Origin of the sequence: Rhodococcus antarcticus (assembly GCF_026153295.1) — a bacterium.
In the GTDB taxonomy this organism is placed as follows: domain Bacteria; phylum Actinomycetota; class Actinomycetes; order Mycobacteriales; family Mycobacteriaceae; genus Rhodococcus_D; species Rhodococcus_D antarcticus.
The window spans coordinates 1,905,017-1,918,040 of record NZ_CP110615.1 but is presented as its reverse complement, the minus strand read 5'-3'; the positions used below and the strand labels follow the sequence as shown (position 1 = coordinate 1,918,040).

Here is a 13,024-nt window from a genome sequence, read left to right as displayed (position 1 = left end):
ACGCTCCGGCCCACCGTCGCCAGGGCCAGACCCGTGCCGGCGGCGAGGACCCTCCGGACCGCAGCGACCGATCGCCTCTGACAGCCGTCCGAGCAGGACGCTGCCGAGCAGGTCCACCGCCAGCACGTGCTGCGAGCCCCGTCGTGGAGGGTTGCGGGACGCGGGCCGTCCTCGTGCGGACCCCGCCCGGGAGTAGCGTCGACGACGGCGATGGGTCCCGCCGGGGAGGCTGGTCCCGCCCGAACCGCCACCCACGGCTGATGGTTCCTGCCCCGACCGAAGGGCCGGTGTCCCGGTGCCCGACCGCCGTCCCGTCACCGACCGACCTCACGTGCCGCCCGACGCCGTCGACGAGCGGGACCCGCCCGTCGTCCCCGTGCCGTGAGGACCCCCCCGGTGGAGGCGGCGACGTGGCAGGACAAGCGTGCCCGCCTCGACGTCGCCCACGTGGCCCCCCTCAACGCCCTGGTGCGGGCCTGGCGGAGCGAGGACCCGGCGCGGCAGGTGCCGTGGTTCGACCCCGACGACGGGGGGACGGGCGCCCGGGTGCTGGTGCTCATGGAGGCGCCGGGACCGGGCACCGTGCGCCCTGGTGGCTCCGGGTTCTGCTCCGAGGACAACCCTGACGGCACGGCGCGAACGTTCGCCTCCCTGCGGGCCGGAGCCGGGTTGGAGAGGCGGGACTACGTGCGCTGGAACATCGTGCCGTGGGCGGTGCACGACGCGACCGGCTCGTGGTCCGCACCCGCCGCGACCGACCTGGAGGACGCCCGCCCCGCCCTGTCGTCCCTGCTCCACGCGCTGGGAGACCTGGAGCTGGTGGTGGTCCTGGGGCAGCGTGCCCTCGCCGGCTGGACCCGGCACGCCACCCTCGGCCGCCCCGCCCACGTGCTGCCCCTGCTCGCCGCACCGCACCCCTCCCAGCGCAACACCCGTGCGCGGCAGGAAGCTCTGCTGCGGATCGGCAACGCGCTCGCGTGCGGTGCGGCGATCGCGCGGCGCTAGCAGGGCAGCAGCAGGGCCATGAGGACCATGAGCCCACGCAGCCACAGCGGTCCGGGGAACAGGACGAGAGCCACGAAGACCGGGCTGTACACGAGCTCGCCCCGCAGGACGTGCCGGATCCCTGCTCGGGGTCCGGTGAGGTCGTGGCGCACCCACTCGCGCAGCTCGACGGGCATCGGACGCCCGACGGTATAGGCCAGCCACTGGACGGGGGAGGGGCGGGGGACAGGGTTCACGGCGGTCTCCGGTCTCGGAGGGGGTGTGGTGTTCTCAGGCGGGCAGGAAGATCCGCCCGGTGAGGCTGCCGCGGAGGGTGTGGGTGGCGACGGTGGCCCAGGCCCCGAGGAGCACCACGTAGAGGAAGATCGCCAGCCCGTGGACGACGGTGGAGCCGGCGGTGGTGCCGAGTGCGGTGGCGCCGGTGACGCAGGTGCCGACGGGGAAGGTGAAGCTCCACCAGGTGAGGCTGAAGCCGAGCCCGGAGCGGGCGGCGTGCACGGTGAGCAGGGTCGCCAGGCTGAAGAACAGCACCCCGAACCCGCCCATGGACACCCCGTAGACGAGCCCGAACACGTGCAGCCCGGTGGCGAGGGAGGCCTGGTCGCCGGTGAAGACGAGCCCGCCCTGGGCGCCGAGGACGTTCACGGCGGTGATGGACTGACCGATCATGCCGAGGGTGATCCACACGGTGGGGCCGGCGTTGACCGCGGGCATGCCGCCGTGGACGAGACGGGAGTAGATGAGGGTCATGGTGATCATGCCGATGACGAGGCTGAGCCCGAACATCGCGTAGCAGGCCAGCAGCAGGGTCAGCCGGGCCTGGCCGGCGGGGACGTGGGGCAGCAGCAGGGCCCCGGTGGTGGCGGAGACCATGGGGGGAACGATGGGCATGAGCCAGGCGGGCAGGGCGGTCGCGGTCTCCTTGGGATGGGTGGTGATCATCCGGTAGGGCACCCACAGGCTGGTGGCGAGGCCGGTGAGGGTGCCGGCGGTCCAGAGCACGGTGTCGACGGCCAGTGCGGGTCCGGTACCGATGAGGTCCTTGCCGACCAGCAGGGTGCCCGCTCCGACGGTGAGCATGGCCATGGGGGGTGCCCCGTAGAACTGGCTCATCACGGGGTGGGCCGCGTGGGCGCGGGCGGTGCCGCGGTGCCGGGTCCAGTGCAGGCTGAACGCGGTCGACAGCGCCACCAGGGCGACCGAGGCGAGGATCCACACCCCGATGGCGAAGGTGTGCAGGCCGGGGGGCTGCCAGGGCAGGGTGGCGGCGGCGTTGGCCACGATGCCGGTGCCCATGACGGAGGCGAACCAGTTGGGGGTGATGTTCTCCAGGACCTGGCCGGGGTGCTCCAGGCGCCCCAGGAGTCGTTGCGCCGGCACGACGGCGGATCGAGGTGCAGCGGAGCGCACGCGGGGACGAGCGGCAGTCGTGGTCATGTCCACGAGCCTCGCTGCGCCCGGCCGCGGGGACCATCCCCCCAGGCCTTGTAGCGTTACAACCTTCGGTTGTATGCCTTCGGCTTCTGGCTCACGACGTGGGTGACGAGGTCCCGGACCGCCCCGGCCGGCGGCTGGGGGGGGCCGACCCAGACCGCCCGCAGCTGCCGGCGCAGGTCCAGGTCGGCGACGGTGACGCGAGCGAGCCGACCGCTGGCGAGGTCGTCGGCGACGGAGAGCTCGCTGAGCACCGCAGGTCCGGCACCGGCCTGCACGGCACTGCGCACGGCGGACGTGGTGGACAGCACCAGTGCGGGGAGCACCTGCACCGTGCCGGTCCCCAGCGTTGCCGTGAGCGCCCGGCTGAGTGCCTCCCGGGTGCCTGAGCCCTCCTCGCGGCTGACCAGCCCCGTGGTGCTCAGCTCCACGGCGCTCACGGGGCGCCGCCGCCGCACCCACGGGTGGTCGACCCGGACGACCACGACCAGCTCGTCGTGCCCCACGACCCGGGAGCGGACCCCGCGCAGCGACCCCGGGGCCTCGACGAAGCCCAGGTCCGCCGCACCGGCGAGCACCTGCGCCAGGACGTGCTCGCTGTTGGTCGCGGTGAGCACCACCTCTGCGATCGGGGTTCCGCGGCGGCGGCCCTCGGTCTGCAGCGAGACCAGCCACCCGGGTAGCAGGTGCTCGGCGACGGTGAGGCTCGCGCTGACCCGCACCCGGCTGCGACGGTCGTCACGCAGGGCGGCCAGGCCCGCGTCGAGCTGCTCGGCGACGTCCACCAGCCGGGCCGCCCACTCCGCCACCACGACTCCGGCGGGAGTCAGCGACGACCCGCGGGCGGTCCTGAGCACCAGCTGGACGCCGGTCTGTGCCTCCATGGCCGACAACCGCGAGGAGGCACCCTGCTGGGTGACCCCCACCTCCCGGGCGGCCGCGTTCAGGCTGCCCGTCCGGGCGATGGCCAGGAGCAGCTCGAGCGCCCCCAGCTCGGGAACCCGCGGACCGAGAGGCACTTGTCCAACCTACAAGACTGCCTTGTGAGTGGACAAGTCCGCGCTGTCTTCCCCGCAGCTCCCGAGCCCGGCTCACTGGGGGAGACCCGGGAAGGACTCCCGGTTCGGAGGAGGAGCAGTGGTCACCATCGACAGCGCGAGTGCGGCCCAGCTGGTCGCGGAGGGGGCGGTCTGCCTGGACGCCGACACCGGAGAGGCGACGCGCGAGGGACGGGGCGTCGTCCTGCCCGACGCCGCGGTCGGGGGACGACACCCGGTGCTCGTCAGTGGTACGTCCGAGAGCGCGGTGACCCGAGCCGTCGCCCGGCTCGAGGCCGCCGGGCTCGCGGCGTGGCGGGTGCTCGCCGCCGAGCGGCCCCGCACTCGTCAGCGCTGCGGGACCGGGTCCACCCCGAGCTGACGGCCCACCAGGGAGCGGCGCACCGGACGCAGCGCGCCGGCGACGGCCACCAGCTCCCGGGCCGAGGCGCTGGCAGGGTCGGAGACGACCACCGGTACTCCGGCGTCACCGGCCTCGCGGAGCGCGGAGTCCAGCGGCACCCGCCCCAGCAGCGGTGCCCCGAGCTCCTCGGAGAGCTGGGCGCCGCCGCCTGAGCCGAAGAGCGCGGTGTGCTCGCCGCACCCCGCGCACACCAGCTCCGACATGTTCTCCACCACGCCTGCGACGGGCATCCCGACGTCCCTCGCCATCACGCCCACCCGGCTGGCGACCGTGCGAGCCGCCTGCTGGGGGGTGGTCACCACGAGCAGCGACGCCTCCGGCAGCAGCTCGAGGACGGAGAGGGTCACGTCCCCGGTACCCGGGGGGAGATCGAGGATCATCACGTCCAGGTCACCCCAGTGCACGTCGTGGACGAACTGGGTGAGCGCCTTGTGCAGCATCGGCCCGCGCCACACGATGGGCTCGCCCTCCTCGACGAGGAATCCCAGCGACATGAGGCGCACACCGTGGGCCTGGACGGGCAGCATCGTCTCGTAGAGGGCGACAGGGGGGCGGTGCACCCCGAACAGCTGGGGCACGGAGTAGCCCCACACGTCGGCGTCGAGCAGCCCCACCGATCGGCCCTGCCGGGCCAGGGCGACCGCGAGGTTGGCCGCGACGCTCGACTTGCCGACCCCACCCTTTCCGCTGGCCACGGCGTAGATCGCACGTGCGTCGGCGGCGCCCGAGCGGGGTCGGGAGGCCAGGAAGCGCTCGGCCAGGCGGCGGCGGTCGGGCTCGGACATGACGGTGAGCTCGACCGTGACCTCGCCGCTGAACGGGGCCACGGCGGCGTGCACGTCCCGGGTCAGCTCCGCGGTCATCGGGCAGCCGGCGGTGGTCAGGGCGAGCTCCACCCGGACCGAGCCGCCACGGCCACCGCGGATCTCGCGCACCATGCCGAGCTCACCCAGCCCCTGGCCGAGCTCGGGGTCGCGGACAGCCTCCACCGCCCGGCGCACCTGCTCCAGGTCCACGGTCGTCCAGCTCGCACCCAGTCCCAGCACGGTCACTCCTCCTGTCGAACATCGGGTCGTGCAGCGGGTCAGCGGAACACCTACATCTCGGCGGACCTCACGATGCCCGCGACCTCACCTGCTGGTCCGGGTTCGGTGCGGAGCACCCCGTGGGCGGTCGCCACGTCCGAGAGCCGGTGTCCGTCACCGACGACGGTGGCCACCGGGAGACCGCGGGTCCGGTGCAGGGTCGCGGGCAGGTGGCCCGTGATCCCGGTGCGTCGCCGGAGCACACCCCGGACAGTGCGGTGCGGACGCCACACCTCCGGTGGACACCGGGGTTGCGGTGCTCACCTCGTCTCGGCCGCATCGCGCCGGAGCTCGGCCAGGGTCTGCGCCGTCTGGGCTGCGCGTGCGGACCACCACGAGCTGGCGCTGGTGGACTCCGGGGCACGCTCGCCGCGGTGCCGACCCGCCCACGTCAGGGCGTGTTCGGCCAGCCACCCGAGGGTGGCGTCCGCGTCCTGGGTGAGCATGGCGCGCAGCGCGAACCGTCGTTCCCCGCGCCGCACCCCGACCCCGGCGCGGGCGGCGCCGGCGAGCAGGTCGCGGTGGGTCAGGATCATCCCGGAGCGGACGGGGGAGACGAGGGCGTCGAGGGTCTCGTCGAAGGAGTCGGCGCCTCGGGGCCCCGCCGGGGCGACCCGAAGGGCGAGCGGGAGCAGGGCGGGAGGCCCCAGCTCGACGCGCTCGGCCGCCAGCACCTGTGCCGTCAGCACGGCCCACTCGGCGACGGAGGCGATCCCGAGACCGGCCACGGCGGTGAGGTAGCCCGGCGCCCAGCTGTCGACGTGCTCGTGGAACAGGGCCGCGCGCGCGGTGCGCACCTGGGTGCGGGTGCGCTCCTGGTTCGCGCCGCGCTCGGCCTCCCCGAGCTCGGCGTACAGCATCAGCAGCGTGCCGAGGTGGTCGGCGTCGGTGGGCGCGCTCAGGCCCAGCGCCCGCCAGAAGCCGGCCACCCGGTCGAGACCCTCCCCACCGAGCTGACCCTCGGGGCCGAGGTGGATGGCTGCGTGCGGCGGGGCGGTGAGGACGAAGGCGTCGGTGTGCTCCACCCCCGTCTGCACCGGCAGCTCCAGCGCCTCGCACAAGGAGGTGCTGGCCGGCGGCGGGGTGAGGACGACGGCTCCCAGGGCCCGGAGCAGCTCCCAGCGTGCCGGGGAGTCCACCACGGTGGTGTCGACCGTTGTCGTCACCGCTCAGGTCCTCGGGATGACGAAGGTGTCCGGGTGCGGCTTGAGGGGCCGCATGAGCCAGGTGGGCCGGCGCAGCCCGTCCGGGGACACCTGCCCGGCCGGTCGGGTCTTCTCCATCCACTCCGCGTAGATCTCGCGGGCCCTGGCCGTGTCCACCGCGATGTCGCCGGCCTTGTCCCCGGGCCGCGCGGGGGTGACCCGGACCGCCTGGTGCCAGCAGTGCATGCCCGAGATCGGGTCGGGGTGCACCGGGAAGGTGAGGTTCTGGTGCACCCCGGTGTCGCTCCACCAGATGCGCTGGGTGTCGGGGTCGCTGCTCTGGTGCGGTCCGACGTTGCGGACCTTGTGCATCGACCAGTCGTCCCCGTCGTGGCGCAGGTCGACCGTGGCCATCATCGCCCCGACCCCGCCCTGCTGGTTGCTCGGGCGCCAGCGACCCATGTGGTGGCTGCAGGCGACCACGCCCGGTCGGATGCCTTCGGTGATCCATGCCTTGGCCACGAAGTGCCCGATGTCGGTGCTCACCCGCAGCAGGTCACCGGTGTGCTCGACGCCGAGGCGGGCGGCGTCGCTGGGGTGCACCCACACCGGGTTGGTGTGGGCCAGCTCGTCGAGCCACTTCGAGTTCGCCGAGCGGGTGTGGATCTGGGTGGGCAGGCGGAAGGTCGACAGCAGCACCACCTGGTCGGGGGCCAGGTTGTCCGGGTGCACGTGGCTCTTGATGTAGCCGGGCAGGGCGTGCTCGGGCCAGCCCCAGCCCGCGAGCGTGGACGAGTAGAACTCGAGCTTGCCCGAGGGGGTCGGGAACCCGGCGCGGACCACCCCGTCGACCTCGATGCCGACCGGACGCCGACCCTGCTCGTCCGGGACGGGCGCCCCCACGGGAGAAAGGTTGGGGTTGGCAGGCTTGGGGGTCGACGTGTACACCCGCCCCCGCGGGGTGACGTGCACGTCCGCGAGCTCCTCGGCGGGTACCTCGAACGCGTGCTGGGCGCCCATGCCCTTGGCGATCTCGAACGCACCGTAGCGGCGCATGTACTCCAGCGGGGTCAGGTCCTCCTGCGCGGCCCGCTCGGGGAGCCCGGGGACCGAGTTCTCGAACATCCAGCCGTAGTACTCGTCGACGGTGAGCTTCGTCCCCGGGGTCGCGCGGGACTCGTGGTGCTGCCGGATGCCGAGGGATCCGTCGGGATCGATGCGCCACGACAGGTCGATCCAGAACTCGTTCTCCTCCCACACCTCACCGGGGTTGACCTGGCGGGTGTCGGTGATGGTCTCGCCGAGGCGCTCCCGCGCCGCTCGCAGCACGGGCTGGCGGAAGCCCAGCCACTGCCCGTCGTACTGCTCGTAGGAGTGGGTGTCGTGGCGCTCGGAGCTGTGCCCCATAGGAAGCACCCAGTCGGCGAGGTAGGCCGACTCGTTCCAGGTGGGGGTGAGCGAGACGAAGCAGCCCACCTTCTCCTCGTCGGTGAGCACCTCCATCCACGACAGTCCGTCGGGGTTGGTCCACACCGGGTTGTAGACGCGGATGAAGTACGTGTCGAGCTTGCCGCGGCCGTCCTTGAGGAAGTGCGGCAGCAGGAAGCTGAGCTCGTTCTGGGCGAGCGGGAACTCCATCGGCCACGTGAGCTCCTGCCACACACCGGGGTGTGGCGGGGTGTGGATGGGCTTGGGGATGAACTTGTTCCAGGCGTTGGCGAACAGCCCGCCCTCGGTGCCGATCGCGCCCAGCAGGGCCGAGATGAGGATGACCGTGCGGGTGACCTGCCAGCCGCCGAGGTTCGAGGCCGCGGCCGAGCGCCAGCAGTGCGCCGCGAAGCGGTGCCCGGCCCCGGCGACGGTCTCGGCCACCTCCTCCAGGGTCGCCGCGTCGATCCCGGACTCCTGGGCGGCGTAGTCGAAGGTGAACTCGTCGTAGAGCGTGGCGAGGTCGGCCTCGAAGGCCTCGAAGGTGGCGGGCAGGTCGGGCCGGCACGTCTCCAGGTACTCCTGCCAGTTCCACCACTGCCGCACGAACTCCCGGTCGTAACGGCCGGTGGTGATGAGGTGCCGGCAGATCGACAGGTTGATCGCGGCCTCGCTGCCCGGCTGGGGCGAGAGCCAGTGGTCGGCGTGGGTGGAGGTGTTGGACAGGCGGGTGTCGAGCACGATCACCTTGGCCCCGTTCGCGCGGGCCTCGGTGATCCGCTGGGCGTGCGGGTTGAAGTAGTGGCCGGTCTCCAGGTGCGAGCTGATCAGGTAGATGACCTTCGCGTGGGCGTGGTCCGGGCTCGGACGGTCGGCGCCCATCCAGAACTGGTAGCCGGTGCGGCCGCCGCTGGAGCAGACGTTGGTGTGCGAGTTGTGCCCGTCCACCCCCCAGCTGGCCAGCACGCGCTCGGTGTAGCCGTCCTCGCCGGGGCGGCCCAGGTGCACCATGATCTCGTTCTGGCGCTGCTCGGTGATGGCGGCGCGCAGCCGCGCCCCCAGGGCGTCCAGCGCGTCGTCCCAGCTGACCCGCTCCCACTGGCCCGACCCGCGCTCGCCCACCCGCCGCAGCGGGTAGAGGATGCGGTCGGGGTCGGTGACCTGGTTGATGGTGGCCGGGCCCTTGGCGCAGTTGCGGCCCCGGGACCCGGGGTGCTCGGGGTTGCCCTCGAACTTGCGCACGTGCAGGTCGTCGCGGTCGACGTAGGCCAGCAGCCCGCACGCGGACTCGCAGTTGAAGCAGGTGGTCGGCACCAGCATGTAGTGGTGCTCCTCGCGGCGCGGCCACGCCCGGGAGTCGAGCTCCACCCAGTCGTCCCAGCGCTCCTTCGGGGGGAACGCCGCGAGGTGCACCCCGCTGGGCCCCTGGTAGAAGGTCTCGCCCCGGGACTCGGTGTCCTGACGGGCGGCCGAGACGAGCTCGGCGCGGCCACGGAGGGTGCTCGCGAGTCGGGAGCGGCGGGACGGGTTCTCCGACATGGTGATCTCCTCAGGCCAGGGGGACGGACTGGCCGGCCTGCACGTAGGCGTGCTCGTGCGCCAGCAGCCCGACGAGGGCGAAGGGAACGGCGACGACGCCGATCCAGGGGGCCGCGACCGCGACCGCGGTGGCCACCACGCCGACCCGGAAGAACACCGCGAAGCGCCCGCGGACCATCTCCTTCGTCGCGAGGTGGGCGTGGGCGGTGACGTGGGGCAGCGTGATCTCGGACCACACGAGCACCAGGTGGGTCGCGGCAGCAACCGCGAGCACGACCTCGACGGCGTGCACCCCGCGCTCGGGCGAGAGCCACACCGCGAAGGGCAGCAGCGAGGCGGCCCCGGCGAGGACGGCCTGGACGGCGAGGTGCGCCGGCAGCAGCGGGCTCTGCCACAGGTCCCGGGCCTTGGCCTGGGCGAACAGGTAGGCGGTGTAGCAGGCGGTGCCCAGCCCCAGCAGGACGCCCAGCACACCGGTGACCTGCTGCACCAGCCGGAGGTCGAGCAGGGCCGCGCCGAGGTACAGCACCACGACACCGCCGTACCCGCCGATGATGAACGAGCCCCGCACGAGCCAGCTGCCCCAGTGGTGGCGGGTGAAGATCAGGTAGAAGCGGAAGGGGTGCTTGAGGTCCCAGATGAGCAGCACCCCGGTGACGCCGAGGAAGACCAGCGCCAGCAGGGGGGCGGCGAAGCGCACGGTCGCGTCACCGAAGTCGAGCAGCCCGGTGAGGGCGAGGACGACGCCGAGCAGGAACGCACCCGCCGCGATCGACTTCGTCCACGTGTACAGGCTCACCCGCCAGCCCCAGGGGGCGTGGTGGGGCACGTCGTAGGAGAGCAGCGCCGCCGCCGAGGACCTCGCCCCGTCGGGGTGACCGGAGACGACGAGCTGGGGGTCCGGGGCGCCCTGCGTGGCCCACGCGTACAGCCCGCCCTCGGGCCGGGCCGCACCGAGCGGGTCGAGGGTGGCCTGGTGGGCACCGAGGTAGAACACCCCGGGCCCGGTCTCCTTCTCCGGGCGGCGAACGAGGGCGGGCTTGCGTGCGACCAGCTGGGCGACCTTCGAGGTGGGGTCGTTGCCGTCGCCGACGAGGATTGCCTCGGTGGGACACACCGAGACGCACGCCGGCTCCAGGCCCACGTCGAGGCGGTGGGCACACATGTTGCACTTCTCCGCCGAGTGGTCCTCGGGATTGATGAAGATCGCGTCGTAGGGGCAGGCCGCGATGCAGGCCTTGCAGCCGATGCAGATCTCCTTGTCGAAGTCGACGATGCCGTCAGGTCGCTTGTACATGGCCTCGGTGGGACACGCGGCGACGCAGGGCGCGTCGGTGCACTGGTTGCACCGGGTGACCTGGAACGCCCTGCGCACCTGGGGAAAGACCCCGACGTCCGCCGACTTCACGTAGGTCCGGGTGACGCCGAGCGGTACCTCGTTCTCACTCTTGCACGCGACCGTGCACGCGTGGCAGCCGATGCAGCGCGTCTGGTCCAGAACCTTCAGCCAGCGGGTGGGCCGTTCCTCCACGGTGGACATGACCGGAACGTAGGGCGTGCGACCCGTGCTCCGCTGCCAAGTTCGACTTGTATGCCGGCGTGAGGGTGCCGTGCTGTGCCCGGGCGTCAGAGCACGAGCGCGACGGTGGCGAACACGCAGAACCCGGCGATCAACCACCCCATCGGGAGCAGAGCGCGGGAGACTGTCGGGGTGTCGCCGCGCAGCAGCAGGCGGTTGCGGTGTCGGCCGACCAGCGCGACGGCCACGGCGAGCGCCACCGCGAGGGCCGCGAGCACCACCTCCACCGGCCGTCCGTCGACGTGCAGGTGGCGCAGCAGCACCAGTGCCCCGTTCCCGAGCAGGGCCAGGCTTGTGCGGCTCCACGCCAGGGCCGTGCGCTCCGCCGGCAGGGTGGGCGGCGGCTCAGCCACGCTGCCGGCGGTCATCTCAGGAAGCGCCGAGGACCAGCAACACGCAGACCGCCACGGCCACCACCGTGAGACCCGCGGCGAGGACCACCGTGCTCCGCACGGGAGGGAGCGTCTCGCCGCGTCGCATCGCGAGCTCGACCCGGCGCCAGCGGACCACGCCACCCACCGACGCCACGACGCTGAGCAGGCCGAGGGTGACACCCAGCGCCGTCCTGGCTCCGGTGATCGAGAACGCCGGTACGAGCTGCACGACCGCCACCCCGGCGGCGAGCAGCGACAGGGCGGTGCGCAGCCACGCCAGGAAGGTCCGCTCGTTGGCCAAGGTGAAACGGTAGTCGGGATCGCGTTCCATGCGGCACCTCCGGGAGGGCGGCCTCGGGCGGGTTGCCGGCGGCAGGTCACCACCCCACGTCCGGTGCGGCGGACCGTAGCAGCCACTGGGACGGTGGCTCAGCCCGTGACCGGCACGGTGAGAGTCGCGCCACCCCACCCGTTGACCTGGTCGTGGCCCTCCACGACGACCGAGGTGGTGCCGGCGGGGATCGCGAGACCGGTGAGGGTGCGGGTGAAGGGCTGCTCGGCTGCGTGGTCGTGGGCCAGCTCGAGGGTGCCGTACACCGCAGCCCCGTCGGCGGAGCGGACCCGGACGGCGTCGGCGTAGCGGGCCTCGGTGTCGTAGGGGGAGCTGACGGTCACGGCGACGCTCGACGTGGTGGTGTCCAGCGACGCGGGGTCCACGGCGACGACGTCCGGGTAGAGCTGCTCGGCCCCGGACGTGCCGGACGTGCCGGACGTGCCGGAGGTGGACGGTGGGGCCGTCGTGCCGGTGCAGGCGGTGAGCCCGACGGCGAGCACCAGGGCGGCGGGGACGATCCGGGCGGTCAGGCGCACACGGGACATGCGCTCGACCATTCCAGGATTGCGGGGACAGGGCGGTGACCGTCCGGTGACGGACCCTCGGACCGGGTCGGCCCGGACGACGAGGGTGTCGGTGTGCCCCCTCGCGGAGCGCTCGTGGTGCAGAGCGGTGACGACCTGCTCGTCCGGTTCACGGCCTGGCCGCTGGAGTCACCGCGTGCCGGAGTGGCGACCGTCCACCGGGACTGGAGCCGACGATCATGTTGCGGCTCATGACGTCTCCCGAGCTCGTGTCCGGGCTGCGGTAAGCCGGGGTCCGCCCAGCTGCCGGCAACGGTTCACCCGGGCGGCTGGTCAGCCGGCGAGGGTGGCGAGGGCGGCGTCGAGGCGGGTGGTGGCCTCGTCGGCGAGGGCGGTCATGGCGGGCAGGTCGGTCACGGTGGCCATCAGCTGCGGGTCGAGGAAGGAGACGATGGAGCCCTCGCCGTCCCCGCGGACGACGACGTTGCAGGGCAGCAGGACCCCGGTGGAGCGGTCGGCGTCGATGGCCTGCTCGGCCAGCGCGGGGTTGCAGGCACCGAGGATGACGTAGGGCTCCATGTCCTTGTCGCGCTTGGCCTTCATGACGGCCTGCACGTCGATCTCGGTGAGGATCCCGAAGCCCTGCTCGGCGAGGGCGGCGGTGGTGGCGGCGACGGCCTCGGCGAACGGGAGCTCGACGGAGACGCTGTTCTGGTAGCTGGTCACGGTGGGGCCTCTCGGTGTGGTGGGCGTGCTCGGGTTCGTGCTCAGGCGAGGGAGAGGAAGAGGCGCTCGAGCTCGGCCTGGTCGACGGCGCGGGTGCCCACGTCCTCGAGCAGGCACTGCTGCAGACCGGTAGCGATGATCTTGAACCCGGCCTTGTCCAGGGCCTTGGAGGCGGCGGCGAGCTGGGTGACGACCTTGGAGCAGTCCTGGCCCTCCTCGATCATGCGGATCACCCCGCCGACCTGACCCTGGACCCGCTTGAGGCGGGCCAGCACGTCGGTCAGCTGGTCGGTGTCGATGTCCACGGTCCGCTCCGTCCCCAGTACCCCCACGGGTACCTCTCGCGGTCACTGTAGCGCCGAGGTCCGGCCACCACCACCCCCAGCTTGA

General features: G+C 72.9%; 15 protein-coding genes and 1 riboswitch. Of the genes, 2 read left to right on the top strand and 13 right to left on the bottom strand.

Translation table 11 applies throughout. The features are described 5' to 3' along the window. Positions 1-197 precede the first annotated feature (197 nt). Positions 198-277: riboswitch (Fluoride riboswitch) on the top strand. A 104-nt stretch (positions 278-381) separates the two neighbouring features. Then, the gene (locus tag RHODO2019_RS09220) at positions 382-1,005 is read left to right on the top strand and encodes a uracil-DNA glycosylase (protein ID WP_265381527.1); all 624 of its coding nucleotides are present in this window, start codon (positions 382-384) and stop codon (positions 1,003-1,005) included. Here the strand turns inward: RHODO2019_RS09220 and RHODO2019_RS09215 are convergent. The 3 genes from RHODO2019_RS09215 to RHODO2019_RS09205 form a co-directional block, all read right to left on the bottom strand. Next, positions 1,002-1,181, bottom strand: coding sequence for a DUF5313 family protein (locus RHODO2019_RS09215; RefSeq protein ID WP_265381526.1), 180 nt, complete (start codon positions 1,179-1,181; stop codon positions 1,002-1,004). The two genes, RHODO2019_RS09220 and RHODO2019_RS09215, sit on opposite strands and share 4 nt — an antisense overlap. A gap of 94 nt (positions 1,182-1,275) precedes the next feature. Continuing rightward, positions 1,276-2,385, bottom strand: coding sequence for a TDT family transporter (locus RHODO2019_RS09210; protein ID WP_265381525.1), 1,110 nt, complete (start codon positions 2,383-2,385; stop codon positions 1,276-1,278). Between the two features lie 113 nt (positions 2,386-2,498). Continuing rightward, positions 2,499-3,458, bottom strand: coding sequence for a LysR family transcriptional regulator (locus RHODO2019_RS09205; protein WP_265381524.1), 960 nt, complete (start codon positions 3,456-3,458; stop codon positions 2,499-2,501). A gap of 118 nt (positions 3,459-3,576) precedes the next feature. On the opposite strand from RHODO2019_RS09205, the gene RHODO2019_RS09200 reads away from it, so the two are divergent. Then, positions 3,577-3,858, top strand: coding sequence for a hypothetical protein (locus RHODO2019_RS09200; protein WP_265381523.1), 282 nt, complete (start codon positions 3,577-3,579; stop codon positions 3,856-3,858). On the opposite strand, the gene RHODO2019_RS09195 is transcribed toward RHODO2019_RS09200, so the two are convergent. From RHODO2019_RS09195 to RHODO2019_RS09150, 10 genes are all read right to left on the bottom strand, one after another. After that, positions 3,825-4,952, bottom strand: a complete 1,128-nt coding sequence (locus RHODO2019_RS09195; RefSeq protein ID WP_435532099.1) for an Mrp/NBP35 family ATP-binding protein — start codon at positions 4,950-4,952, stop codon at positions 3,825-3,827. The two genes, RHODO2019_RS09200 and RHODO2019_RS09195, sit on opposite strands and share 34 nt — an antisense overlap. A 44-nt stretch (positions 4,953-4,996) precedes the next feature. Then, a complete protein-coding gene (locus RHODO2019_RS09190; RefSeq protein WP_265381521.1) occupies positions 4,997-5,188 on the bottom strand; it encodes a hypothetical protein in 192 nt (63 codons plus the stop codon). Positions 5,189-5,245: 57 nt separating this feature from the next. Then, positions 5,246-6,151, bottom strand: a complete 906-nt coding sequence (locus RHODO2019_RS09185) for a molecular chaperone TorD family protein (RefSeq protein ID WP_265381520.1) — start codon at positions 6,149-6,151, stop codon at positions 5,246-5,248. A gap of 3 nt (positions 6,152-6,154) precedes the next feature. Then, on the bottom strand, positions 6,155-9,097 hold the full coding sequence (locus tag RHODO2019_RS09180) for a molybdopterin dinucleotide binding domain-containing protein (protein WP_265381519.1): 2,943 nt from the start codon (positions 9,095-9,097) through the stop codon (positions 6,155-6,157). 10 nt (positions 9,098-9,107) lie between these two features. Next, positions 9,108-10,637 (bottom strand): 4Fe-4S dicluster domain-containing protein, encoded by a 1,530-nt coding sequence (locus tag RHODO2019_RS09175; protein ID WP_265381518.1) that lies wholly within the window; start codon positions 10,635-10,637, stop codon positions 9,108-9,110. Positions 10,638-10,723: 86 nt separating this feature from the next. Continuing rightward, positions 10,724-11,029, bottom strand: coding sequence for a DUF202 domain-containing protein (locus tag RHODO2019_RS09170; protein WP_265381517.1), 306 nt, complete (start codon positions 11,027-11,029; stop codon positions 10,724-10,726). 16 nt (positions 11,030-11,045) lie between these two features. Then, positions 11,046-11,381 carry a YidH family protein gene (locus tag RHODO2019_RS09165; RefSeq protein WP_265381516.1) on the bottom strand — a complete coding sequence of 112 codons (336 nt, stop codon included), beginning with the start codon at positions 11,379-11,381 and terminating at the stop codon, positions 11,046-11,048. Positions 11,382-11,479: 98 nt separating this feature from the next. Continuing rightward, complete coding sequence (locus tag RHODO2019_RS09160) at positions 11,480-11,929, bottom strand: hypothetical protein (protein ID WP_265381515.1); 450 nt, start codon at positions 11,927-11,929, stop codon at positions 11,480-11,482. A 312-nt stretch (positions 11,930-12,241) separates the two neighbouring features. Further along, positions 12,242-12,634 carry a DUF302 domain-containing protein gene (locus tag RHODO2019_RS09155; RefSeq protein ID WP_265381514.1) on the bottom strand — a complete coding sequence of 131 codons (393 nt, stop codon included), beginning with the start codon at positions 12,632-12,634 and terminating at the stop codon, positions 12,242-12,244. 41 nt (positions 12,635-12,675) lie between these two features. Beyond that, positions 12,676-12,939, bottom strand: a complete 264-nt coding sequence (locus RHODO2019_RS09150) for a metal-sensitive transcriptional regulator (RefSeq protein ID WP_265381513.1) — start codon at positions 12,937-12,939, stop codon at positions 12,676-12,678. Positions 12,940-13,024: the final 85 nt, after the last annotated feature.